22 protein-coding genes are annotated in these 23,023 nt (G+C 67.3%); 17 read left to right on the forward strand and 5 right to left on the reverse strand.

Features of this window, described 5'->3' with window-relative positions; all coding sequences use genetic code 11:
- Positions 1-266: 266 nt before the first annotated feature.
- Positions 267-2,165: a molecular chaperone HtpG gene (gene htpG / locus SOM39_RS12425; protein WP_320458505.1), complete on the reverse strand. Its 1,899-nt coding sequence runs from the start codon at positions 2,163-2,165 to the stop codon at positions 267-269.
- 117 nt (positions 2,166-2,282) lie between these two features.
- On the opposite strand from htpG, the gene rsmD reads away from it, so the two are divergent.
- The 6 genes from rsmD to SOM39_RS12455 all read left to right on the forward strand — a co-directional run bounded on the left by rsmD (position 2,283) and on the right by SOM39_RS12455 (position 7,060).
- On the forward strand, positions 2,283-2,888 hold the full coding sequence (gene rsmD / locus SOM39_RS12430; RefSeq protein WP_320458506.1) for a 16S rRNA (guanine(966)-N(2))-methyltransferase RsmD: 606 nt from the start codon (positions 2,283-2,285) through the stop codon (positions 2,886-2,888).
- A gap of 7 nt (positions 2,889-2,895) precedes the next feature.
- On the forward strand, positions 2,896-3,405 hold the full coding sequence (gene coaD, locus SOM39_RS12435) for a pantetheine-phosphate adenylyltransferase (protein WP_093534179.1): 510 nt from the start codon (positions 2,896-2,898) through the stop codon (positions 3,403-3,405).
- 45 nt (positions 3,406-3,450) lie between these two features.
- Positions 3,451-3,942 carry a hypothetical protein gene (locus SOM39_RS12440; protein ID WP_068851048.1) on the forward strand — a complete coding sequence of 164 codons (492 nt, stop codon included), beginning with the start codon at positions 3,451-3,453 and terminating at the stop codon, positions 3,940-3,942.
- 127 nt (positions 3,943-4,069) lie between these two features.
- The gene (locus tag SOM39_RS12445) at positions 4,070-4,351 is read left to right on the forward strand and encodes a YfhL family 4Fe-4S dicluster ferredoxin (RefSeq protein ID WP_068851051.1); all 282 of its coding nucleotides are present in this window, start codon (positions 4,070-4,072) and stop codon (positions 4,349-4,351) included.
- Entirely contained in the window at positions 4,348-6,093 is a 1,746-nt protein-coding gene (gene ggt, locus SOM39_RS12450) for a gamma-glutamyltransferase (protein WP_093534181.1), read from the forward strand. The genes SOM39_RS12445 and ggt overlap by 4 nt, the downstream gene beginning before the upstream one ends.
- Before the next feature lie 79 nt (positions 6,094-6,172).
- Positions 6,173-7,060: an MBL fold metallo-hydrolase gene (locus SOM39_RS12455; RefSeq protein ID WP_068851057.1), complete on the forward strand. Its 888-nt coding sequence runs from the start codon at positions 6,173-6,175 to the stop codon at positions 7,058-7,060.
- Positions 7,061-7,071: 11 nt separating this feature from the next.
- Here SOM39_RS12455 and upp read toward each other — a convergent pair whose 3' ends face one another.
- Complete coding sequence (upp, locus tag SOM39_RS12460) at positions 7,072-7,707, reverse strand: uracil phosphoribosyltransferase (RefSeq protein ID WP_068851060.1); 636 nt, start codon at positions 7,705-7,707, stop codon at positions 7,072-7,074.
- A 157-nt stretch (positions 7,708-7,864) separates the two neighbouring features.
- On the opposite strand from upp, the gene SOM39_RS12465 reads away from it, so the two are divergent.
- Genes SOM39_RS12465 through SOM39_RS12480 form a run of 4 tightly spaced genes read left to right on the forward strand, consistent with a single transcriptional unit; the run spans position 7,865 to position 13,555 of the window.
- Positions 7,865-10,414 (forward strand): TonB-dependent receptor, encoded by a 2,550-nt coding sequence (locus SOM39_RS12465; protein WP_320458507.1) that lies wholly within the window; start codon positions 7,865-7,867, stop codon positions 10,412-10,414.
- On the forward strand, positions 10,414-11,535 hold the full coding sequence (locus SOM39_RS12470) for a phytase (RefSeq protein ID WP_320458508.1): 1,122 nt from the start codon (positions 10,414-10,416) through the stop codon (positions 11,533-11,535). Before SOM39_RS12465 ends, SOM39_RS12470 begins: the two co-directional genes overlap by 1 nt.
- Positions 11,536-11,570: 35 nt before the next feature.
- Entirely contained in the window at positions 11,571-12,911 is a 1,341-nt protein-coding gene (locus tag SOM39_RS12475; protein ID WP_414715876.1) for a metallophosphoesterase, read from the forward strand.
- An 8-nt stretch (positions 12,912-12,919) separates the two neighbouring features.
- Entirely contained in the window at positions 12,920-13,555 is a 636-nt protein-coding gene (locus SOM39_RS12480) for an inorganic diphosphatase (RefSeq protein WP_320458509.1), read from the forward strand.
- A 19-nt stretch (positions 13,556-13,574) separates the two neighbouring features.
- Here SOM39_RS12480 and SOM39_RS12485 read toward each other — a convergent pair whose 3' ends face one another.
- Positions 13,575-14,354 carry an SDR family NAD(P)-dependent oxidoreductase gene (locus tag SOM39_RS12485; protein WP_320458510.1) on the reverse strand — a complete coding sequence of 260 codons (780 nt, stop codon included), beginning with the start codon at positions 14,352-14,354 and terminating at the stop codon, positions 13,575-13,577.
- Between the two features lie 113 nt (positions 14,355-14,467).
- Here SOM39_RS12485 and SOM39_RS12490 point away from each other — a divergent pair, with 113 nt between their 5' ends.
- From SOM39_RS12490 to SOM39_RS12500, 3 genes are all read left to right on the forward strand, one after another.
- The gene (locus tag SOM39_RS12490; protein WP_320458511.1) at positions 14,468-15,358 is read left to right on the forward strand and encodes an AraC family transcriptional regulator; all 891 of its coding nucleotides are present in this window, start codon (positions 14,468-14,470) and stop codon (positions 15,356-15,358) included.
- 55 nt (positions 15,359-15,413) lie between these two features.
- Entirely contained in the window at positions 15,414-15,971 is a 558-nt protein-coding gene (locus tag SOM39_RS12495) for a TetR/AcrR family transcriptional regulator (protein WP_320458512.1), read from the forward strand.
- Positions 15,972-16,054: 83 nt separating this feature from the next.
- Positions 16,055-17,050: an NAD-dependent epimerase/dehydratase family protein gene (locus SOM39_RS12500; protein ID WP_093534197.1), complete on the forward strand. Its 996-nt coding sequence runs from the start codon at positions 16,055-16,057 to the stop codon at positions 17,048-17,050.
- Between the two features lie 22 nt (positions 17,051-17,072).
- On the opposite strand, the gene SOM39_RS12505 is transcribed toward SOM39_RS12500, so the two are convergent.
- Positions 17,073-18,161: a catalase family protein gene (locus SOM39_RS12505; protein ID WP_320458513.1), complete on the reverse strand. Its 1,089-nt coding sequence runs from the start codon at positions 18,159-18,161 to the stop codon at positions 17,073-17,075.
- Positions 18,162-18,364: 203 nt separating this feature from the next.
- On the opposite strand from SOM39_RS12505, the gene SOM39_RS12510 reads away from it, so the two are divergent.
- Both SOM39_RS12510 and SOM39_RS12515 read left to right on the forward strand, forming a co-directional pair.
- Positions 18,365-19,774 carry a deoxyribodipyrimidine photo-lyase gene (locus SOM39_RS12510; protein WP_320458514.1) on the forward strand — a complete coding sequence of 470 codons (1,410 nt, stop codon included), beginning with the start codon at positions 18,365-18,367 and terminating at the stop codon, positions 19,772-19,774.
- Between the two features lie 118 nt (positions 19,775-19,892).
- The gene (locus SOM39_RS12515; RefSeq protein WP_095364186.1) at positions 19,893-20,588 is read left to right on the forward strand and encodes an OmpA family protein; all 696 of its coding nucleotides are present in this window, start codon (positions 19,893-19,895) and stop codon (positions 20,586-20,588) included.
- 199 nt (positions 20,589-20,787) lie between these two features.
- On the opposite strand, the gene SOM39_RS12520 is transcribed toward SOM39_RS12515, so the two are convergent.
- Positions 20,788-21,807 (reverse strand): LysR family transcriptional regulator, encoded by a 1,020-nt coding sequence (locus tag SOM39_RS12520; protein WP_068854629.1) that lies wholly within the window; start codon positions 21,805-21,807, stop codon positions 20,788-20,790.
- A gap of 141 nt (positions 21,808-21,948) precedes the next feature.
- Between SOM39_RS12520 and SOM39_RS12525 the strand changes: the two genes are divergently transcribed.
- Positions 21,949-22,176, forward strand: coding sequence for a hypothetical protein (locus tag SOM39_RS12525; protein ID WP_068851096.1), 228 nt, complete (start codon positions 21,949-21,951; stop codon positions 22,174-22,176).
- A complete protein-coding gene (locus tag SOM39_RS12530; protein WP_184124008.1) occupies positions 22,173-22,943 on the forward strand; it encodes an SDR family NAD(P)-dependent oxidoreductase in 771 nt (256 codons plus the stop codon). Before SOM39_RS12525 ends, SOM39_RS12530 begins: the two co-directional genes overlap by 4 nt.
- Positions 22,944-23,023: the final 80 nt, after the last annotated feature.

A 23,023-nucleotide genomic window follows, 5' to 3' on the forward strand; every position in this document is an offset into this window, starting at 1 on the left:
AGGCCCGCGTGGAGCGGCGGACGGATCGCACGGTGACGGACCGCCTGGGCCGGCCAACGGCCGGCGCTACCGAGACGCACCGAAGCCCAGGGTTGGTTAAACGCGATCCCAAAGGCCACGTAGCAATTCGTAGCGCCGGCCGTTGGCCGGCCCAGGCAGACGCGTCCGAAGCCCAGGGTTGGTTAAACGCGATCCCAAAGGCCACGCAGCAATTCGTAGCGCCGGCCGTTGGCCGGCCCAAGCGGTGCCGGCCACCACGTACCGCCTTAAGCCGACAATTCCAGCAACAACTTGTTCAACCGTCGCACATAAGCCGCCGGGTCCTTCAGCGTATCGCCCGCAGCCAGCGCGGCCTGGTCGAACAGCACCCGGCTCAGGTCGCCGAAGCGGGCGGCATCGGCTTCCTGGTCCAGCTTGCCGATCAGCGGGTGGGCCGGGTTGAACTCGAACACCGGCTTGCTGTCGGGCACCTTCTGGCCGCTGGCCTCCAGGATCTGGCGCATCTGCAGGCCCAGGTCCTGTTCGCCGATGGCGAGGATGGCCGGCGAATCGGTCAGGCGGTGCGACACGCGTACATCGGCCACGTCATCGCCCAGCGCGCCCTTGATCCGCTCGACCAGGCCCTGCTTGTCCTTGGCGGCCGCTTCCTGCGCCTGCTTGTCTTCGGCCGTTTCCAGCGCGCCCAGGTCGAGGTCGCCACGCGCCACATCCACGAACGACTTGCCGTCGAACTCGGTCAGGTAGCCCATCAGCCACTCGTCGATGCGGTCGGTGAGCAGCAGCACTTCGATGCCCTTCTTGCGGAACACTTCCAGGTGCGGGCTGTCCTTGACCTGGGTGTGGCTGTCGCCGGTCAGGAAGTAGATCTTGTCCTGGCCTTCGATCATGCGGCCGATGTAATCGGCCAGCGACACGTTCTGCTCGCCGCTGGCGTCATGGGTGGAGGCGAAGCGCAGCAGGCCGGCGATCTTCTCGCGGTTGTTGAAGTCTTCGGCGGGGCCTTCCTTCAGCACCTGGCCGAACTGCTTCCAGAACCCGGCATACACCTCGGGCTTGTCGGCGGCCAGCTTCTCCAGCATGTCCAGCGAGCGCTTGGTCAGCGCCGACTTCATCGAATCGATGACCGGTCCGGACTGCAGGATTTCGCGCGACACATTGAGCGACAGGTCGTTGGAATCGACCACGCCCTTGATGAAACGCAGGTACAGCGGCAGGAACTGCTCGGCCTGGTCCATCACGAACACGCGCTGCACGTACAGTTTCAGGCCCTTGGGCGCGTCGCGGTGGTACAGGTCGAACGGCGCGTGGCCGGGTACGTACAGCAGCGAGGTGTATTCGAGCTTGCCTTCGACCTTGTTGTGGCTCCATGCCAGCGGGTCCTGGTGGTCGTGCGCGGCGTGCTTGTAGAACTCCTGGTACTCGGCGTCGCTGATCTCGGTGCGCGGGCGGGTCCACAGCGCACTGGCGCGGTTGACGGTCTCCCACTCGACCTCGGCCGGGGCGTCGTCGCCGTGGTGTTCCCTGGCCATCTGGATCGGCAGGCCGATGTGGTCGGAGTACTTCTTGATGATGCCGCGCAGGCGCCAGGCATCGGCGAAGTCCTGCTGGTCATCCTTGAGGTGCAGCACGATGCGGGTGCCGCGTTCGGGCTTGTCGATGGTTTCCACGTCGAACTCGCCCTCGCCACGCGAGGACCAGTGCACGCCCTCGCTGGCCGGCAGGCCGGCGCGGCGCGAGTACACGTCGACCTGGTCGGCCACGATGAAGGCGCTGTAGAAGCCGACGCCGAACTGGCCGATCAGCTGCGAATCCTTCTTCTGGTCGCCGGACAGCTGGCGCAGGAAGTCGCCGGTGCCGGACTTGGCGATGGTGCCCAGGTGGGCGACGGCCTCGTCGCGGCTCATGCCGATGCCGTTGTCGTCGATGGTCAGGGTATGCGCCTGCGGGTCGACGCTGACCTGGATGCGCAGTTCACCATCGCTTTCGAGCAGGCCCGGCTGGGTCAGCGCTTCGAAGCGCAGTTTGTCCGAGGCATCGGCGGCGTTGGAGATGAGCTCGCGAAGGAAGATTTCCTTGTTGGAGTACAGCGAGTGGATCATCAGCTGCAGCAGCTGCTTCACTTCGGTCTGGAAGCCCAGGGTTTCTTTGTGGGTCTGCTCGGTCATCGGGGAGTGCTCCTTGGACGGTGCCGCGCCCGGCGCGGCGGCTGCACAAGGGGTAAGGACGGATTGTCCCGATTTCAAGATGGCAGCGTTTCAATGGGGTCACGGTATTCTTGGCGGATGAATTCACGTTCCCCCGCATCCCACCCCGTAGGCCAGGTCCGCATCATTGGCGGCAAATGGCGCAATACCAAGCTGCCGGTGCCGCTGGCGCCGGGCCTGCGGCCCAGCAGCGACCGGGTCCGCGAGACCCTGTTCAACTGGCTGATGCCGCGCCTGGGCGGGGCCCGGGTGCTGGACCTGTTCGCCGGCAGCGGCGCGCTGGGACTGGAAGCGGTGTCGCGCGGGGCGGCCCAGGCCACGCTGGTGGAGCGCGATGCCGTGCTGGCCCGCCAGCTGCGCGAATCGGTGGCCAGACTGGGCGCCCAGGGCCAGATCGAGGTGGTCCAGGGCGATGCGCTGCACTGGCTGGGCCAGCGGCCATCGGGGCTGGCCGACATTGCCTTCATCGACCCGCCATTCGCCGACGGGCTGTGGGAGGCCGTGCTGGCGGGGCTGGGGCCGCACCTGGCGACCGATGCCTGGCTGTACCTGGAGTCGCCGGCCGGGCAGACCCTGCGCCTGCCGCCGGGCTGGCTGCTGCACCGGGAGGGCGGTACCCGCGAGGTCCGCTTTGCCCTGTACAGGCGCGCCACTGCTACACTTTCACCAGATCAGAACGCGTAGCTTCCGCATGACCGCAGCCAACCGCCGCATCGCCGTATACCCGGGCACCTTCGATCCGATCACCAACGGTCACATCGACCTGGTGAACCGGGCCGCGCCGTTGTTCGAGAAGCTGGTGGTCGGCGTGGCGCAGAGCCCGTCCAAGGGTCCTTCGCTGCCGCTGGAGCTGCGGGTGTCGCTGGCGCGCGATGCGCTGGCCCACCACCGCAACGTGGAAGTGCGCGGTTTCGACACCCTGCTGGCACATTTCGTGCGCTCCGAGCAGGGCGGGGTGCTGCTGCGCGGCCTGCGCGCGGTCTCCGATTTTGAATACGAATTCCAGATGGCCAGCATGAACCGCCACCTGATTCCGGAGGTCGAGACGTTGTTCCTGACCCCCGCCGAGCAGCACAGCTTCATTTCGTCCTCGCTGGTCCGCGAGATCGCCCGTCTTGGCGGCGACGTGTCCGGCTTCGTGCCGGCCTCGGTGCTCGAGGCGCTGCGCAAGGTCCGCGAAGCGAAGTCTGGCCCCACGTAAACCCCAAGACCCACACATACCAAGCATCACCAAGAGGGAGACTCCATGAACAACACCATGCGTGCCATGTTGATCGCGTCGTTCGCGCTGGCGTTCACCGCCTGCAAGAAGGAAGAAGCCGCACCGGTCGCCGATGCCCAGCAGGCGCTCGTCGCCCCGGCCAAGGATGACGATGCGGGCTGGAAGAAGTACCTGCAGTCCGTCGCCGTGCAGAACATGGGCAACATCACCAACAGCCCGTTCCTGTACTACCTGTCCCCGGAATCGGATCCGGAGTTCCAGGCCAAGTACGACCGCCAGGTCGAGAGCGCCACCGCTGCTGTCGCCCGTGGCGTGCAGCCGGGCAACATGCTGGCCTTCGGTTCGTCCGCCTCGGGCAAGATGGCCGACATGATCCAGGCCGTGTTCAAGGACGTGTCCGCCGACTCGATGAAGGGTGTGCGCGTGGTGTTCATCGGCCAGGCGGCCGACAACGCCCGCGTCCAGTCGATCGTCCAGCCGACCGGCGCCGAGTACATCTTCGTCGAAGCCAAGTAAGCCGTGCCATGGCGGCCGCGCACGTGTGCGCGGCCCGGGCGGCGTCCTTCGTGGACGCCGCCGTTGACCGGCCCGCGCAGCTGCGCAGGCCGGTTTTCCTCTGCCGGCACTGGCGTGGAGTAACGCCATGTCGCTGAAAATCAATGAGCTCTGCGTCAACTGTGACGTATGCGAGCCCGCCTGTCCCAACCAGGCCATCTCGATGGGTGAAACCATCTACGTGATCGACCCTGCACGCTGCACCGAATGCGTGGGGCATTTCGACGAACCGCAATGCGTGGTCGTCTGCCCGGTGGAATGCATCGATCCCGATCCGGACATTCCCGAAACCCAGGAAGCGCTGCTGGCCAAGCTGCATGGGCTCCAGCGCGATCATCCCGAACTCTATGTGGAGTCTGCGCCCGAATGAACACCCCCTCCCGTCGCTGGTTGCTGCTGCTCCTGCTGTGGACCCCGGCCCTGTGGGCCGCCGAGCCTGCGCCGCAGGCCACGCTGGCCGCGCATCCTGAAGGCGTCGCCATCGCCAGTGGGCATCACCTGGCCACCGAAGCGGGCATGGAGATCCTGGCCAAGGGCGGCAACGCGTTTGACGCCGCAGTAGCGGTGTCGTCCACCCTGGCAGTGGTCGAACCGATCAGCTCCGGCCTGGGCGGCGGTGGCTTCTTCCTGCTGCACGATGCGAAGACCGGCAAGGACGTGATGCTGGATGCGCGCGAGACCGCGCCGGCCGCCGCGACCCCCGAAGCATTCCTGGACGGGAAGGGCGAGCTGGACCGCGACCGGTCGGTGAACGGCCCGTGGTCGGCCGGCATTCCCGGCCTGCCGGCGGCGCTGGTGGAGCTGTCGGCCAAGCACGGCAAGCTGCCGCTGCAGGCGTCGCTGGCCCCGGCGATCCGCATCGCCCGCGAGGGTTTCCCGGTGTATGCGCGCATGGCCAAGGGCTATGCCTCGCGCCGTGAAGTGATGGAGCGCTACCCCGGCACGCGCGAGGTGTACCTGCGCAATGGCAAGCCGATCGCCGAAGGTGATGTGTTCAAGCAGCCGGAGCTGGCGCAGACGCTGGAGCGGCTGGCCGCAGGCGGGTTCGATGGCTTCTACAAGGGCCAGACCGGCAAGCTCCTGCTGGCCGGGGTGAAGCAGGCCGGTGGCAAGTGGACGGCCGACGAGCTGGCCGGCTACCGGGTCAAGCAGCGCGAACCGATCGTGTTCAATTACCGCGACTGGAAGATCACCACCGCCTCGCCGCCGTCGTCCGGTGGCATCGCACTGGCCTCGATGCTGCAGATCCTGGAAGGCTGGGACCTGAAGGCGATGGATCCGGCCCACCGCACCCACCTGGTGGTGGAATCGATGCGCCGCGCGTTCCGTGACCGCACCTTCTTCCTGGGCGATCCGGACTTCGTGCAGATTCCGCAGAAAGTGCTGACCAGCCGCGATTACGCCCAGGGCCTGCGCGCCACCATCCACCCGGAAAAGGCCACCCCCAGCGACCTGCTGTCGGGCAACCCGACCCCGCTGGAAGACGACGAGACCACCCACTTCTCGATCATCGACCAGCAGGGCAACCGCGTGGGCGCCACCCAGACCGTGAACCTGCTGTACGGCTCGGGCCTGATTCCGTCGGGCACCGGCGTGCTGCTCAACAACGAGATGGACGACTTCGCGCTCAAGCCGGGCACGCCCAACGCGTTCGGCGTGATGGGCTATGCGGCCAACGCGCCCAAGCCGGGCAAGCGCATGCTCAGCTCGATGACCCCGACCTTCATGGAATCGGCCGACAAGGTCGTGGTGCTCGGCACCCCGGGCGGCAGCCGCATCATCACCATGGTGCTGCTGGGCGTGCTGGGCTACGACGATGGCCTCGACGCCCAGCAGGTTGCGGCGTTGCCGCGCTTCCACCACCAGTGGCTGCCGGACGTGATCGAGGCTGAAACCGGTGCGTTCGATGCGGGCACCATCCAGCAGCTGCAGGCGATGGGCCACAAGATCGACCTGCCCGGCGACAGCGCCGAAGGCGGGCGCGGCTCCAGCCATGTGTGGGGCAACCTGCAGACGGTGGAGTGGAACCGCCGCAGCAACCAGCTCAGCGTGGGCAGCGACCCGCGCAACCCGGTCGGTTCGGGAGCGGTCGCTCCTGCGGCGGCACGGTAAACCAAAAACCCCGCCACGGCGGGGTTTTTCATGCCGGCGGATAGCGAATTATTAACGCAGCCCGCCGGATAATTTACCGATGAAACTATGGTCCATCCGCGGTAACTCACAGAAGCTCGATGGCGGCGCGATGTTCGGCAATGCGCCGCGTGCGGTCTGGGAAAAATGGGCGGCACCGGACGATCTCAACCGGATCGAACTGGCCTGCCGTGCGCTGCTGGCCAGCCCGCTGGCCGGCAGGACCGTGCTGTTCGAAACCGGTATCGGCGCGTTCTTCGAGCCGAAGCTGCGCGATCGTTACGGCGTGCAGGAACCCAGCCACGTGCTGATCGAATCGTTGCGCGAAGCCGGCTTCGAGCATGAGGACATCGACGTGGTGGTGCTCAGCCACCTGCATTTCGACCACGCCGGTGGCCTGCTGGCGCCGTGGAGCGAAGGCCGCGCGCCGGAGCTGCTGTTCCCCAACGCGACCTTCCTGGTCGGTGCCGAACACTGGGAACGCGCGCTGGACCCACACCCGCGCGACCGCGCCAGCTTCATTCCCGAACTGCCGCAGCTGCTGCGCGACAGCGGGCGGCTGGAGATCGTGCAGGGACCGTATTCGCGCACGCTGGGCACAAGCGTGCGTTTCAGCTTCAGCGATGGGCACACCCCCGGCCTGATGCTGGCCGAGATCGTCGGCCCCGAGCAGGTCCAGGGCGAGCCGCGCGGTGGCGTGGTGTTCTGTGCGGACCTGATTCCCGGGCGTTCATGGGTGCACGTGCCGATCACCATGGGCTACGACCGCAACGCCGAACTGCTGATCGACGAGAAACGCAGCTTCCTGGAAGACAAGCTGGCGCGCAACGTGCACCTGTTCTTTACCCACGACCCCGAATGCGCGCTGGCCCAGGTCACCCGCGATGAGAAAGGGCGGTTCGGTACCGCCCACGAACAGGGTGAATTGAAGGCCCGCGCGTTGGCCTGACGGCGCGCGGATCAACCGGCCACGCGGGTCCCGAAGATGCGGTCACCGGCATCGCCCAGGCCCGGCAGGATGTAGCCCTTCTCGTTGAGCCGCGCATCGATCGCGGCAGTGAAGATCTCCACATCGGGGTGCGCCGCCTGCACGGCCGCGATGCCTTCCGGCGCGGCCACCAGGAAAATACCCTTGATCCGCCGCGCCCCGGCGCGCTTGAGCATGTCGATGGTGGCGATCAGGGTGCCGCCAGTGGCCAGCATCGGGTCCAGGATCAGCGCATCGCGCTCTTCCAGGCGGCCGGTGAGGCGCTCGAAGTAGGGCACCGGCTGCAGGGTTTCCTCATCACGCTGCAGGCCGACCACGCTGACCCGCGCCGCCGGAATCAGCGACAGCACGCCGCTGAGCATGCCCAGCCCGGCGCGCAGGATCGGCACCACGGTGATTTTCGCGCCCGCAATGCGCTGCACGGTCACCGGCCCGGCCCAGCCGGAAAGGGTGTGCGCTTCGGTGTCCAGGTCGGCGGTGGCCTCGTAGGCCAGCAGGCCGCCCAGCTCGTTGGCCAGCTCGCGGAAGTCCTTGGTGCTCAGGGACGCATCGCGCATCAGGCCGATCTTGTGCTGCACCAGCGGGTGGCGAACTTCGACGATTTTCATGGGAATGCCAACAAAACGGGGAGAACGCCATTTTGCCGCACCGGTGCCATGGCCGGCCATAGCCCGCCCCCGAGCGTCACTATCGCCACCGGTGTCACGTTCATGCAACCTCCCGGACATACCGTGCTGACCCAACCTTTACACCGTTGGGGAAGCCGTGCAGAACAAATCGCCGTTGGGGCTGGCCATCAGCCTGTCGTTGCTGGTCCTGTCCACCGCGCCTGCCGTGGCCGCCGCGAGCGGGGAGCTCGCCGGCGCCGCCGCAGCCACCGAGCTGGACCGGGTGGAAGTGCGCCCGCAGCTGGAATCGCAGACCCGCGCGGTCGACCTCAAGCGCAGCAGCGACGCCATCCAGGACGCGGTATCGTCCGATGCCATGGGCGTCTACCCGGACAAGAACGTGGCCGAATCGCTGCAGCGCCTGCCCGGCGTCAGCGTCACCCGTGACCAGGGCGAGGGCCGTTTCGTGGTGGTGCGCGGCTTGGATGCCAACCTCAACAGCGTCAGCATCGACGGCATCGCCGTGGGCACGCCCGAAGATTCCAGCCGCGCCGCACCGCTGGACGTGATCCCCTCCGACTCGACCGAACGCCTGCGCGTGGTCAAGTCGCCGACCCCGGACATGCCCGGCGACGCCATCGGCGGCGCGATCCTGGTCGAGTCCGCCTCGGCGTTCGACCGCGACGGGCGCAGCCTGCGCGGCAAGATCGAAGCCAGCCACCAGGAGCTGTCCGGGCACACCAGCCCCAAGGCCGCGTTCAACTACAGCGAAGTGTTCGCCGATACCTTCGGCGTGGCGCTGGGCGTGAACTACCAGAACCGCAGGTTCGAGTCCGACAACAGCGAAGTGGAGTACGGCGAATTCGACGGCGGCAGCGAAGACGAGCTGTTCGCCAACAGCCTGCAGCACCGCAAGTACGAGATCGAGCGCAAGCGCATCGGCGCCAACCTCAACGTCGACTGGCGCCCCAGCGAAGACAGCCAGTACTACCTGCGCACCCTGTACAGCCAGTTCGACGACGCCGAAACCCGCCAGCGCACCATTTTCAACTTCGGCGATGGCGAGGTCACCGCGCTGGGCAACAACCAGTTCCGGGTCGACGACCTGCCGGCCGATGCGATCCAGAAGCGCATGCGCTACCGCACCAAGAAGGAAAACACGTTCGCCGCCAGCCTGGGCGGCGAGAACCGCCTGACCAACGCCGTGCTGGATTACAAGGTTGGTTACACCCGTACCGAAGAACGCGTCAACGACGAGATGGAAGCGCGCTTCGAGTACAACGGCGATGACCTGGCCGCTACCGTGGACCAGAACAGCGGCATCCCGCGCTACACGCTCAGCGATGCCCGCTGGATGGACAACGGCAACTACGACTTCGACCGTTTCGTGGTCTCGCCCAAGCGCGTGGACGACAAGGAGCATAGCGCCCAGGTCAACATCCGCTTCGACGGCGACAACAGCAGTTACAAGTTCGGCCTGCTGGGCCGCTGGCGCGACCGCGACGTGGATACCGACGAGCGCGAACTGCGCGTGGGTCCGGACGTGGCGTTGTCCGACTGGACCACCACCACGCCCGACCACCGTGGCGGCAGCCTCGGCCAGGGCATGAGCTCGGATGCGATGCGTCGCTACTGGGCCCGGTTCGGCAGCCAGTACAGTGCCCGCCCGCAGGATGTCGGCGCCAATGCGATGACCTCGCTGGAAGAGGATTACACGGCCAGCGAAGACATCTTCGCCAGCTATGCCATGGGCACCTGGGACGTCGGCAACCTGCGCATCATCGGCGGCGTGCGGGTGGAAAACACCCAGTTCCAGGCCACCGGCAACCAGGTGGACGTGGCCGCCAACGGCCGCAGCTACACCGTGACCCCGCTCACCGCCGACCGCAGCTACACCAACGTGCTGCCCGGCGTGCACCTGCGTTACGACGCCGGCAGCGACTGGGTGCTGCGCGCAGCCGCCAACAAGACCGTGTCGCGCCCGTCGTTCGGCGACATCGCCCCGCGCATCGGCTACAACCGCGGCGACGAGGAAGTGCGGCTGGGCAACCCGGAACTGGATCCGTACGAATCCAGCAACGTGGACCTCTCGTTCGAGCGTTACATCGGCAGCACCGGCATCCTCTCGCTGGGCCTGTTCCATAAATCCATCGACGGCTACATCGTCAACACCGTCAGCGACAGCGATCCCGAATACCCCGGCTTCGACGTCACCCGCGTGATCAACGGCGACAAGGCCAAGGTCTACGGCGCCGAGTTCAACTGGCAGCAGCAGCTCAGCTTCCTGCCCGCCGGCTGGGATGGCCTGCTGGTCGGTGCCAGCGGCACCTGGTTGGACACCGATTTCGACCCGGGCCTGGATGGCCGTGCCGACGAGGACTTCACCCTGCCACGTGCCTCCAAGCACGTGTGCAGCGCACACCTGGGTTACGAGAAGGCCGGCTTCAGCACCCGCCTTGCCGCCGTCTACCGCAGCGAGTACCTGGATACGCTGGGCGACAGCCGCGCTTACGACATCTTCGTGGCACCCAACACGCAGCTCGATTTCAGCCTGGACTACAAGATCACCGACAACGTAAGCGTGTACCTGGAAGCGCAGAACCTGCTCGACAAGCCGCTGGAGCTCTACCAGGGCGTGCGTTCGCGCACCCTGCAGAACGAAGAATACGGCCGCACCTACGCGCTCGGCCTGAAGGTGGCGCTGTGATGCGCGCAGGTCCCGCACTGGGCCTGCTCGCGCTGGCGCTGCTGGCCGGCTGCAGACCGGCCGTCACGCCGGTACCGGCGGCATCGAACGCACCCGCAGCAGACCCGGCGGCGGCGACCACCGGGCGCTCGGTGGCCACCGTGGCCGAAGCGTTCCTCACCCCGATGACCCCGGCCGACAACATCGATTCACCGGCCAGCTGGACCTCGCCGGAAGGGCAGGTGTGGCTGATCGCCACCGCCAAGGCCACTGACAAGCTGGTGGTCTATGACGGCCAGACCGGCGCGCACCTGCGCGATGTCGGCAGCACTGGCACCGCCCCGGGCCAATTCGTCCGCCCCAACGGCATCGCCGTGGTCGACGACCTGGTGCTGATCGTGGAGCGCGACAACCACCGCGTGCAGGTGCTGCAGCTGCCGTCATTCACCCCGCTGGGGACGTTCGCGGCCGATGACCTGCGCAAGCCGTATGGACTGTGGGTCAACAAGCAGGCCAGCGGCTACGACGTGTACGTGACCGATTCCTACGATGCCGGCGAAGATGCGCAGGGCAACGACGTGCTGCCGCCGCTGGCCGAACTGGACAAGCGCGTGCGTCGTTACGCACTGCAGGTGGCGGACGGCAAGGCGCAGGCCAGCCTGGTCGGCAGCATCGGCGACACCAGCGGGAAGGGCGCCCTGCGCGTGGTTGAATCGATCTGGGGCGATCCGGCCAACGACCGCCTGCTGATCGCCGAAGAAGACGAAACCTATGCCAGCGAAATCAAGGTGTACTCGCTGCAAGGGAAATTCAGCGGCACCACCTTCGGCCGCGATGCGTTCAAGGCGCAGGCCGAAGGCGTGATGCTGCGCACCTGCGGCAAGGACGGCTGGTGGATCACCACCGAACAGGGCAAGGATCGCAGCGTGTTCCACCTGTTCGACCGCCACACGCTGAAGCATGTCGGCGCGTTCCAGGGCAACACGGTGGCCAATACCGACGGCATCTGGCTGGACCAGGCCGCCTCGCCGCGCTTCCCGCATGGCGCGCTGTATGCCGTGCATGACGACCAGGGCGTGGTCGCGTTCGACTGGGCCAGCGTGGCCAAACAGCTGTCGCTGCCGCTGGAGTGTGCAAAGTGAGCGGTATCCATGCATGCGCCCGCGCGCTCGCGGTCGTGCTGCTGCTGGGCAGCGCCGCCAGCTGGGCAAGGCCGGAGGGCAAGGCCGAACCGAACACCCAGGTGCCGGCCGGCAACCGGCATTACGCGGCGACCGGCTTCCCGGACCGCATCGTGGCATCGCCGACGCAGGACGCATCGCGGGGCTTCGCCGTGGCGTGGCGTACCGATACCAGCGTCAGCACGCCGCTGCTGGAATGGGTCGTTGCAGGCGACTCGCCCGATGTCGGCACGCCAACGCGCGTCACCGCCGTGACCGCGACGCTGGACACCGAACTGGGCCCTTCGCACCATCACCGTGCCGACGTCGCTGGCCTGGCGCCGGATACGCTGTACCTGTGGCGGGTGCAGGGCAATGGCACCTGGAGCGCCTGGAACCAGCTGCGTACCGCCGGGCGGGCCGACCAGCCATTGACCCTGCTGTACTTCGGCGACACCCAGAACAAGAACGTCAGCCACGTCTCGCGCGTGCTGCGTGCCGGCATCAAGGCCGCACCGGATGTGCGCCTGACCCTGTTTGCCGGTGACCTCGTAAGTGGCGGTGACGGCGTGGACGACAGCGAGTGGGGCGAGTGGTTTGCCGCCGCCGGCTGGCTGCCGCAGGAAACCGCAGTGGCCCCGGCGATCGGCAACCACGAGTACTTCGAGGAGTTCGAGGACACCCCGCAGGAACGCCGCGTGCTGGGCCTGCACTGGCCGGTAACGTTCGCGTTGCCGCGCAATGGCGTCGATGCCGCCGATACCAGCACCTACTGGTTCGACTACCAGGGCGTGCGCATCGCGGTCCTGGATGGCACCTCCGCGCTCGACCTGGGCACCGCGCAGGCGCAGGCAGCCTGGCTGGACAAGGTCCTGGCCGACAACCCACACCCGTGGAGCATCGTGCTGCTGCACCAGCCGTTCTATTCGCCGCGCGAAGGACGCGAGAACGCCGAGCTGCGCGATGTGCTGCTGCCGGTGGTGCGCCGCCATCAGGTCGACCTGGTGCTGCAGGGACACGACCACACCTACGGCCGCCGTGGCGAAGGCCAGGCCGCCACGCCGCAGTACATCGTGACCGTGGCCGGCCCCAAGCAGTACCGCCTCTCCGATGAAGCGCGCGCCACCATGGCGCCGGTCGGTGAGGACACCCAGCTGTACCAGGTGCTCACGATCGATCCACGGCACCTGCGCTATGAAGCACGCACGGTCACCGGCCGCCTGTACGACGGCTTCGAACTCAACCGCGAGGCCGACGGCAGCAAGCGCAGGACCGAACTCACCGAGGGCCGCATCGCCCCCCGCGACTGCACGCGCACCCAGACCCTGAAGGGTCGCGCCGACCGCTGCTGGGAATAAGGACTGCCATGAACCCGCAACCCAAGCTTGCCCTGATCGCCCTGGCCGCCGCACTGCTGCTGCTCACCGGCGCCAGCCTCGCCAGCAACGCGGTGCTGCACCCGTTCCTGGCCGCCCAGCCGAAGGAAGCGCCGGAGGAAGCCAACCTGGCCGTGGAAATCCTGGCCGGCAGCTTCACCAAGTACGAAATCAAGGAAGACGGCCTGGTCCATGTCGACCGCTTCCAGTCGATGCCGGTCGCGTACCCGGCCAACTACGGCTCGATGCCGCGCACCCTGGCCGGCGACAACGACCCGCTGGATGCACTGGTATTGACCCGCGAGCCGCTGCATCCGGGCGTGATCGTGCGCTTCCGCCCGATCGGCTACCTGAAGATGGTCGACAAGGGCGAGCACGACGAGAAGGTGATCGGCGTGCCCACGGACAAGATCGACCCGACCTACGCCAACATCCGCGACCTGCAGGACCTGCCGCTGATCGAACGCCAGCGCATCGAAGCGTTCTTCCGCGTCTACAAGGACCTGCCCGAAGGCCGCAATCCGGTGGAACTCAGCGGCTGGGGCAACGCGGCCGAAGCGAAGGTGCTGATCCGCGAATCAATGCAGCGCTTCGACGCGCAGCAGCGCCGCGCCAAGGGCGATTGAGCTTCAGCACCGCCCGGGCCTACAGCAGGATCCCGCCGCCCACCTCGATCCGCTGCGCGGTCACCCAGTGGTTGTCGGGCCCGACCAGCGCGGCCACCATCGCCCCGATATCCTCGGCGTGGCCCGGGCGCCCGAGTGCGGTGTGGTCGCTGACATAACGCTGCACGTCGGGGTTGTCGCGCACCGCGCCGCCGAAGAAATCCGTCTGCGTGGGGCCGGGTGCCACCGCATTGACGGTGATGCCGCGCGGACCCAGTTCCAGCGCCAGGTAGCGGGTCATCACCTCCAGCGCGCCCTTCATGGCGGCGTAGACGAGGCTGCCGGCGGCGGTGTGGCGGGTGAGGCTGCTGGACAGGTTCACAATGCGCGCCCCGTCGGCCAGCAGCGGTGACAGCGCCTGGGTCAGCAGCAGCGGCCCCTTGAAATGCAGCGCATGCAGAAGGTCGATGTCATCGGCGGTGATTGCACCGAACGATGCCGGTGCGTGCGCGCCGGCATTGTTGATGAGCGCGTCGAGCTTCCGGCCCTGGCCTCGGGACTGCAGCCAACCGGTCATCTCGGCCAGGCATGCCGGGAAGCTCCCGCTGTCGGTGACGTCGAGCGCCAGGGTCATCACGTCGCGGCCCTGACGTGCGATGTCCGCGGCCACGCTGCGGGCGGCGGCGGGGTCGCTGCGGTACGTTAAGATCACGTCCCAACCGCGCGTGGCCAACTGCAGCGCGATGCTGCGGCCAATGCCCTTGTTGCCGCCGGTGACCAGGGCCACGCGGGCGGGGAGAAGTGGAGAGCCAGTGTGCATGCGATAACCAGACGAGGGGAACGAGAAGGCATGATCGCGGGGTGCCGCGCCGCGCTCTTGCCGGTTACGCGCAGGCATTTGCCTGATCCTGCACCCCTCCGCGCGGGGGTGGCATGCTGACGCGTCTGCATGACGCAGTGGAGAGCCTGCTGAGCCGTTCGGCCGGAGAGGGCGACCGTGTACTGTCGCCGCTGCCAGGCGTGATCGTTTCGACCACCCGCCGTGCCCGGATGCCCTCCCATGCGCTGTACCGGCCTGCGTTGGGTGTGGTCGTGCAGGGGGCAAAGCAGGTCCTGGCCGGAAGACGCAGCCTCGATTACCGCGCCGGACAGGGACTGGTGACCGGGATCGCGATGCCGGCAACCGGGCGCGTGCTGACGGCCAGCAGGGCACAGCCGTTCATGGGCGTCTCGATCGAGCTGGACACGGGAGTGCTGCAGCAGGTGCTGGCCGGGCTGGATCCGGGGCCGTCAGCCCTCGCCGCAGCCTCCGGCCTCAGCGTACATACCCTGCCAGCGCCGCTGCTGGACTGCGTGGCACGCATCGTTGAAGCGGTGCGTATCGACGATGCGGCGGCGGTGCTGGTGCCCACCTTGTTGCGCGAACTCAGCTACTGGCTGTTGACCGGGCCAACCGGCCCGGAGGTTGCGGCAATGGCGCGCCCGGAAGGCACGCTGCACCGGATTGCCGAAGCGGTGGTGCACCTGCGCCGGCATTTCCGTCAGCCGCTGCAGGTGGAGTCGCTGGCGGCGGCCAGCAACATGTCCGTGTCACTGTTCTACCGGCGCTTCCGCGCGGTCACCGGGGTCTCGCCACTACAGTTCCAGAAGCAGCTGCGTCTGCTCGAAGCACGGCGGCTGCTCGAAACCCAGGCCGTCAACGTGACCTCGGCGGCGCTTGCCGTCGGGTACGAGAGCCTGTCGCAGTTCAGCCGCGAGTACCAGCGCTGCTTCGGCCAAACCGCGCGGGAAAGCCTGCAGGGGTCCGCGCTTTCCGTGGATTGACCCCTGGTTGGCGACCCATTAATATCCATCCGGACGGATATTAATTGGTAAACGCATGGCCCGACCGCGCTCCATCGACCCGAATCACCTGCTGGACGCCGCCGAACGGGTGGTGGCCCGCCATGGCGTTCCCGGGCTTACCCTGGAGGCCGTTGCAGCCGACGCCGGGATCAGCAAGGCCAGCGTGCTGTACGACCATGGCAGCAAGACCGCACTGGTGCAGGCCGTACTGGTGCGCGCGCTGCAGCGGGACCGTGCCCAGAACCAGGCCGCGGTTGACGCGGTGCCCGCGCATGACAGTCCGGTCATCAAGGGTCGGCTGGCGGCCGCTGCACAGCCGCTGCCGGACGCCTTCCGACCGGTCGCCCTGAGCCTGGTGGCGGCCATGGCCGGCGACTCGAGCCTGCGCGGGCCGTTCCAGCAACACCAGCGCGAGGTGATCGAGGCGGTCGAAACCACCTCGCAGCAGCCTCGTGGCGCGATGCTGGCGTACCTGGCGCTGGAAGGACTGAAACTTCTCGAAGCGCTCGACTACCACCGCTGGCCCGTGCAACAGCGGGAACAGCTGCTGCGGGACATCGCGTGGCTGGTGGAGCAGGTACCGCCTGACTGATCCATCGGTTTGGGGCGACGTTACGCCCACCTGTCTTCTCTCCCACTCATCAATGCGGCCCGGCAGCGGCTGCAGGACCCCCCATGTCTTCTCTCCAGCGGATTTTCCTTACCGGCGGCAGTGGCTATGTCGGTCGCAACCTCATCACCTCACTGGTCTCCCAGGGCCACGCCGTGGTGGCCTTGGCGCGCAGCGAAGCAGCGGCGCGCGCAGTCGAACAGCGCGGCGCACGGGCATTCCGCGCCGACCTGCTCTCGGGTGACCTGGCCACGGGCATGCAGGGCTGCCACGCCGTTGTCCATGCGGCCGCCGATACCGACCATGTGGCCGGTGGGGGGCGCCAGCATCGTGTCAACGTCGATGGCACGCGCCGGGTGATTGACGCCGCCGGACAGGCGGGCGTCGCCCGCGTGCTCCTGCTCAGCACCGAGTCGGTGCTGGCCAGCGGGCGCGCGTTGCCAGGCGTGGACGAGCGCACGCCACTGCCACGCCGCTCCATCGGTGGCTACTCGCGCAGCAAGGCCGAGGCGGAGCGGGTTGCGTTGGCGGCCAACAGCGAACACCTTGCGGTCAGCGTGCTGCGCCCTCGGTTCGTGTGGGGCCGCGACGACACCACCGCACTGCCACAGCTGTGCGACGCGGCGCGGAGCGGACAACTTGCCTGGATTTCGGGCGGCAACTACCTGACCTCCACCACCCACATCGCGACCCTGTGCGCGGCTGTCTCGGCAGCGCTGCGCCATGCACGACCGGGCGAGGTCTATTTCATCGCCGACGAGCAGCCTGTCCAGTTCCGTGCCTTCATCACCGCGCTGCTGGAAACGCAGGGGATCGCCGCGCCGGAAAAGTCGGTCCCGCGCGCGTTGCTGTGGGCACTGGCATCGCTGGGCGATGCACTGGCGGCAGTGAGTGGTGGACGGGTACGCGGTCCGCTGACCCGGCAGCAGTTCGCTGCCTCGGCGGTCGAAGTGACGCTGGATACGCGCAAGGCGCGGCGTGAGCTGCACTTGCGCGACGCGATCACGCGCGAGCAGGGGTTGGATGAGCTTCGGCTCGTGCGCTCTGGCGTGCGCGTGTGAAGCCGCCACGCAGGGCGTGGCACTAAACGTTGGGTGCCGAAGGCTCGTGGATGGGACAACGGTTGAAGCGGGCGCGGAAGTCGCGCGAGGCGGCCATCACGATCCGGCGTGCGCGGTTGATGTTGCCCAGCGGTTGATGGGCCGCCAGCGCGTGCCAGGGAGCGAAGGCGAGGCGGTCTTCGCTGGCCTCGGCGTCGGTGTTCCAGGATGACTGCTCACCGACCACCAGCCGACCTACCGGCTGGAACGGGCTGAGTTCCTCTGGCCAGACCACCGAGGCGTCTTCGATCGGCATCTTTTCAAGATCGCGGCAGAGCTGCACGCGCAGCTCCCACTCGGCCACGGCGCCGGGCTGGGCGAAGAACGCGGCCACCGCCTCACGCTGCGTATCGGCTTCGGAAGGCAGCTTCTGGCCGGTCAGCGCGACCAGTGCCGGTGACACCGGCACCCACGAGAACTTGGCCATGTACGGCCCGTAGCGGAACGGGACCTGGGTGAAGAACGTTTCGCCGAGCGGATGGTGCTGCGGTTCGCCACCGAGCGCCTTCAGTGATGCGCTCTGGCCACCCACTGCCTCCAGCGCCGCCTCGGTACCGCGCAGCGTGGCCGAGAGCACCTGCTTGGTCCTCGGCATGCGCTCGGTGGTGGCCGCCAGCAGCTTGGCCGAGCGGAGGAAACCGCTGATGCCGGGCGTGTTGAACGCCGGTCCATTGACCATCAGGAAGTCCTGACTGTGTTGCTCATCGCCTCCCTCCACGCGCGCACCGGGCACATCCATGATCTTGACGGCCATCGCGCGCGGCGTAGAGACGGTATCGGGCAGCTGCTCGGCCGGCGGCGAGGACAACCGCACCAGGGCGTCGTACTCACCGGGTGCGGCGAACAGGCCCTGGCTCAGTTCGGGCGAGAGCCCATCCAGTACGCGGAAGCGCCCGCGCAGCAGCGCGTGCCCCTTGGCATGCACCGCACGGTGCGCATGGCCTTCATGCTCGGCAACCACGCCGGCCATGCGGGTGAATACCTCCACCAGTTCGGCGATGGTGGCGTCTTCGTCAGGCGCGCGCTGCTCCACGTCAGCGGAATAAGCAACAGCAGGCTGGATCGGCGTCATGGGCATGGTTCCGGAAAGTGGAGAGAAGGCGCCGGCGACCACGAGGTGTTGCCTTGGCAGGGACCGGCTGGGGCATGTGCCCACCTTCCCGCTTGAGCCGTGCACGAGCGGTGCAGGGGACATCGCCGTGGCGCGAAGGGCGCGTGCAATGCCTTCACTCCAGATGGCTATCATGTGGCTCTCTTTCAGCGTAGGCAGTGCTTGTGTCGGTAGCTCTGGTCTGGTTCCGCCGTGATCTGCGTCTTCAGGACAACCCGGCACTGCAGGCCGCGCTTGAGGCCGGGCATACCCCGGTGCCGGTTTACATCCATGCACCGGACGAGGAGGGCGCATGGGCGCCGGGCGGTGCGTCGAACGCCTGGCTGCACCGCTCGCTGGCCGCGCTGGATGCGGACCTGCGTGCGCGCGGGTCGGCGCTGGTGCTGCGCCAGGGCGACAGCCGGGCGCAGCTGCAGGCGCTGATCGAAGAAACCGGCGCCGAGGCGGTGTATTGGAACCGGAAGTACGAACCGGCCACGCAACCGCGCGATGCCCGGATCAAGCGCGAACTGCGCGAGCAGGGCATCGAGGCGACCAGCTGCAACGGCAGCCTGATGTTCGAGCCGTGGGATATCGCCACGCTGCAGGGCGGGCCTTACAAGGTATTCACTCCGTTCTGGCGCAACGCGCTCACCCGCATGAACGTTCCGGCGGCCACCCGGCTGCCGCAGACCCTGCCGGCGCACGCTGCAAAAGGCGTGGCACTGAACACCTTGGGACTGGCGCCGACGCTGGACTGGGACAAGCAGTTCTGGGAGCACTGGCAACCCGGCGAAACCGGCGCCCAGGAAGCGCTGTCGGTGTTCATCGACGGTGCGTTGAACGGCTACCGCCAGCAGCGCGATCTGCCCGACCGCGTGGGTACCTCACTGCTGTCGCCGCACCTGCACTTCGGCGAAATCTCACCGTGGCAGATCGTGCGGCGGCTGGAAGCCGAGCGCAACGCCAGCCGCGATGGCGACATCGATGGCTATATCCGCGAGCTGGGCTGGCGTGAGTTTTCCTACCACCTGCTGCACCACTTCCCGCAGACCCCCGAACAGAACCTCAACCCGCGGTTCGCGAACTTCAGCTGGGCCCAGCCGAACGCGACACAACTGCAGGCGTGGCAGCAGGGGCGTACCGGCGTGCCGATCGTCGATGCGGGCCTGCGCGAGCTGTGGGCCACCGGCTACATGCACAACCGCGTGCGCATGATCGTGGCCAGCTTCCTGTGCAAGCACATGCGCCAGCACTGGCTGCACGGCGCCCGCTGGTTCTGGGACACACTGGTGGACGCGGACCTGGCCAACAACACCATGGGCTGGCAGTGGGTGGCCGGCACCGGTGCGGATGCGGCGCCGTATTTCCGCATCTTCAACCCGGTCACGCAGTCGCAGAAGTTCGATCCGCATGCACGCTACATCACCCGCTGGGTGCCCGAACTGGCGCCGTTGCCAGTGAAGGCACGCTTCGCACCGTGGCAGTCGCCGTCGTTGCTGGCAGAGCTGGCGCCGGGCTATCCAGCGGTGCCACTGGTGGATCTGGCGGCCGGCCGCGAGGCGGCATTGGCCGCGTATCGGCACACCGGCTGATGCCCCAAAGCTGAACGAAATGCCGAATCCGTGCGTGTTCATCATGCCGGCATCGCGTCGGCGTGTTTATGCTTCTGGCCGTTCGCACGCCGACCGCCGGCACTTCAGGAGAAAACACATGATCCGATCCGCACCCCGCAACGTGGCCCTGGCCCTGATGACCGCTGCCGCCCTGTCGGCCTGCGCCACCGGTGGTTCCTACGTGCAGAGCGACCAGTACGGCAACCCGGTCGAGCAGCAGAGCCGCACCGGCCGCAACGCGTTGATCGGTACCGCCATCGGCGTGGCCGCCGGCCTGCTGACCGGTGACAGCGCGACCGAACGTCGCCAGCACGCGATGGTGGGTGCGGGTATTGGCGCGCTTGCCGGCGCCGGCGTGGGTGCGTATCAGAACAAGCAGGAACGTGAGCTGCGCGAGCGCACCGCCAACACTGGTATTGACGTGCAGCGTCAGGGCGACAACATCGTGCTCAACCTGCCCGATGGCGTGACCTTCGACTTCGGCAAGTCCGACTTGAAGCCGCAGTTCTATGGAGCGCTCAACGGCGTGGCCAGTACCCTCAATGAGTACAACCAGACCATGATCGAAGTGGTCGGTCATACCGACAGCATCGGCAGCGATGCGGTCAACAACAAGCTGTCCAAGGAGCGTGCCGATTCGGTGGCGCAGTACCTGATCGGGCAGCGTGTGCAGAGCGTGCGTATCGAGACGCTGGGTGCCGGCAAGGCGTACCCGATCGCCGACAACAGCACCGACGCCGGCCGCGCCAAGAACCGCCGCGTGGAAATCCGCGTGATTCCGTTGCAGCAATAAAAGGCGCAAGCGCCTTTTATTGCTGCGTTGCATCGGCCATGACGATGCAACGCAAAAATGCCGCCCCAACGGGCGGCATTTTCTGTAGAGCCGACTGTTAGTCGGCTGCACCGTCCGCATGCAGGAAGACGCGCTGCGCGCGTAGCCGACTAACAGTCGGCTCTACAAGTCGGCTCGGCCTGCCGCACCACCGCGACGATCAGGCGGTCACCGTCTCCAGGATCCGCTTTCCGGTCTCCTGCAGCTCCGCTTCGGCTTCCTTCTGCTGCTGCTTGGCCAGCTTCGCCGCCGGGCACTGGGCCAGCATGTAGTTCGCGTCGAAGTTGAGCTTTTCCACCAGGAAATCGACGAACGCGCGCACCTTCGGCGACACCAGCCGGCCGCCGGCGAACACCGCGTTGAAGTCCACTTCCGGGCCGGTCCAGCCCGCCAGCACACGGCGCACCATGCCCGATTCGATGAACGGCTTGGCCATCACATCGCCGGTGAGCAGCAGCCCCTCACCGCAGACCAGCGCGCCGTTCAACGCCGACGGGTCATTGGCCACCAGCAGCGGATTGACCGGGAAATCGCGCAGGTCGCCGCCGTTCTCGCCCAGCTGCCAGAAGAACCGGTTGTTGTTGAGGTTGCGGGCCTTGCGCATCGCCAGGATGCGGTGGAACTGCAGTTCGTCCGGGTGCAGCGGCTCGCCGTAGCGTTCGATGTAGGCGGGGCTGGCGAACACCTGCGTGCGCAGGCTGCCCAGCTTGCGCGCCACCAGGTTCGAATCGGGCAGGGCGCCCACGCGCAGCGCGAGGTCCGCTTCACCGGCGATGAGGTCGAGCTTTTCATTGCCCAGGTGCATGTCCAGCTGGATCTCCGGGTACTGGGCGTGGAACTGCCCCAGCAGCGGTGCGATCCAGGTGATGCCGATCGAATAGGGCACGGTGAAGCGCAGCCAGCCGCGTGGGCCGGACTGCAGCTGGTTGACCGCGCCTTCGGCCTCTTCCAGCTCGCGCGCGATGCGCTGGCAATGTTCGTGGTACACCGAGCCGGCCTCGGTCAGGCCCAGCCGGCGCGTGGTCCGGTGCAGCAGGCGTGCGCCCAGGCGCGTTTCCAGTTCCTGCACCTTGCGGCTGACGGTGGTCTTGGGCAGGCCGAGCGCGTTGGCAGCGGCAATGAAACTGCCTTGCTCGACCACCTTGACGAAGATCAGCGTGTCGTTGAGATCGTGGGCCATGACGGAGTCCATATCGGGGGATGGGTAGGGTGCCCGAAAGATTGTGCCGGGTACGGGACGATTATTCCCCTTAATTCGGACTAATCAAGGGGGAGTTCGAGGACTAATCTGGCGCCATTCCCGAATTGGAGGACGCCAACCATGTGGTTGCAGAACATTCTAGGCCGCGTCATCGGCGGCCGCACGCCCTCGCTGGACCTGGCCCTGACCGTTGAAAAGCGTCCCTCGGCCTTCTCCGGCAAGGCTTTCCGCGAGTTCACGCCACCCGCCAACCTGCAGCGCGGCGGCAGCCTGCGCCTGGGTGCCCGCAGCGGCGGCCGACTGGGCCGAATTGGGATTATCCCGGCGACGGGAGTTAAAGTCCCATGAACGGGACACTGGCCCCCGAAGTGCTGGTGCTTGGCGGCACCGGCAGCGTCGGGCAGGGCATCGTGGCTGCGCTGCTGGAGGCCGGCAGCCCGGTCCTGGTGGTTGGCCGCGACCCGGGCCGGCTTGCAGCGCTGCGCGAGCAGTTTGCCGACGAGCCGGGGCTGGAAACGCTGTTGGGCTCGCTCGCCGACGATGGCTCGGCGCTGGCCCTGGCCGAACGCATCGCGCAGCGGCCGCGCACGCTTGCTGCGGTCATCGATGCAATGGGCGGCCCCTATAACCGCGGCCGGGTCATCGACCGCAGCGGCGATGCGCTGCTGCAGGCGCTGCAGGCCGACGTGATGCCGCACGTGCACGCCGGCCGCCGCCTGCTGCCGCTGTTGCAGAGTGAAGGCCACCCGCGCCGCTATGTGCTGGTCGGCAGCCCGGCCGGCTTCAAGCCGTGGGCCGGCTACGGCGAAAGCTCCATCACCGGCGCCGCCACGCGCATGTACGCGCAGGTGCTGCACCAGGAAGCGCAGGCCCTGGGCGTGCGCGCGCAGATGCTGGAAGTGTGCAACCCGGTGTGCACGCCGAGCAACGCCGCCAACGCGTGCATCGAATGGCCGAGCGCGCTGCTGGTCGGCCGCCGCGTGGTTTCCCTGCTCGACAACTGCGTCGACAACCGCGCCATCGTGCGCTGCGACACCCGCGATGCGGAACTTCCGCGTGGACTGCTGCAACTGGACCGACCTCCCGCCTGGCGCGACATCGCCGGTGTCGCTTGACCTTTACCTAGGTTCAGGTCCCAGGCTACCGCCCCCGGCAGTACCACGTGATTTTGTTTTTCTTTGACCACCCCTACGTA

Origin of the sequence: Stenotrophomonas sp. CFBP8994, from assembly GCF_034044835.1 — a bacterium.
GTDB lineage: Bacteria > Pseudomonadota > Gammaproteobacteria > Xanthomonadales > Xanthomonadaceae > Stenotrophomonas > Stenotrophomonas rhizophila_A.

Bases quoted from the DNA above. Each gene is read 5' to 3' on its own strand.
- upp (WP_068851060.1), bottom strand. From the start codon at position 7,707: ATGAAAATCGTCGAAGTTCGCCACCCGCTGGTGCAGCACAAGATCGGC.
- SOM39_RS12490 (WP_320458511.1), top strand. From the start codon at position 14,468: ATGCTGACGCGTCTGCATGACGCAGTGGAGAGCCTGCTGAGCCGTTCG.
- SOM39_RS12440 (WP_068851048.1), top strand. From the start codon at position 3,451: ATGAACAACACCATGCGTGCCATGTTGATCGCGTCGTTCGCGCTGGCG.
- rsmD (WP_320458506.1), top strand. From the start codon at position 2,283: ATGAATTCACGTTCCCCCGCATCCCACCCCGTAGGCCAGGTCCGCATC.
- htpG (WP_320458505.1), bottom strand. From the start codon at position 2,165: ATGACCGAGCAGACCCACAAAGAAACCCTGGGCTTCCAGACCGAAGTG.
- SOM39_RS12470 (WP_320458508.1), top strand. From the start codon at position 10,414: ATGCGCGCAGGTCCCGCACTGGGCCTGCTCGCGCTGGCGCTGCTGGCC.
- SOM39_RS12520 (WP_068854629.1), bottom strand. From the start codon at position 21,807: ATGGCCCACGATCTCAACGACACGCTGATCTTCGTCAAGGTGGTCGAG.
- SOM39_RS12530 (WP_184124008.1), top strand. From the start codon at position 22,173: ATGAACGGGACACTGGCCCCCGAAGTGCTGGTGCTTGGCGGCACCGGC.
- SOM39_RS12495 (WP_320458512.1), top strand. From the start codon at position 15,414: ATGGCCCGACCGCGCTCCATCGACCCGAATCACCTGCTGGACGCCGCC.
- SOM39_RS12525 (WP_068851096.1), top strand. From the start codon at position 21,949: ATGTGGTTGCAGAACATTCTAGGCCGCGTCATCGGCGGCCGCACGCCC.
- coaD (WP_093534179.1), top strand. From the start codon at position 2,896: ATGACCGCAGCCAACCGCCGCATCGCCGTATACCCGGGCACCTTCGAT.
- SOM39_RS12480 (WP_320458509.1), top strand. From the start codon at position 12,920: ATGAACCCGCAACCCAAGCTTGCCCTGATCGCCCTGGCCGCCGCACTG.
- SOM39_RS12445 (WP_068851051.1), top strand. From the start codon at position 4,070: ATGTCGCTGAAAATCAATGAGCTCTGCGTCAACTGTGACGTATGCGAG.
- SOM39_RS12515 (WP_095364186.1), top strand. From the start codon at position 19,893: ATGATCCGATCCGCACCCCGCAACGTGGCCCTGGCCCTGATGACCGCT.
- SOM39_RS12505 (WP_320458513.1), bottom strand. From the start codon at position 18,161: ATGACGCCGATCCAGCCTGCTGTTGCTTATTCCGCTGACGTGGAGCAG.
- SOM39_RS12500 (WP_093534197.1), top strand. From the start codon at position 16,055: ATGTCTTCTCTCCAGCGGATTTTCCTTACCGGCGGCAGTGGCTATGTC.
- ggt (WP_093534181.1), top strand. From the start codon at position 4,348: ATGAACACCCCCTCCCGTCGCTGGTTGCTGCTGCTCCTGCTGTGGACC.
- SOM39_RS12485 (WP_320458510.1), bottom strand. From the start codon at position 14,354: ATGCACACTGGCTCTCCACTTCTCCCCGCCCGCGTGGCCCTGGTCACC.
- SOM39_RS12455 (WP_068851057.1), top strand. From the start codon at position 6,173: ATGAAACTATGGTCCATCCGCGGTAACTCACAGAAGCTCGATGGCGGC.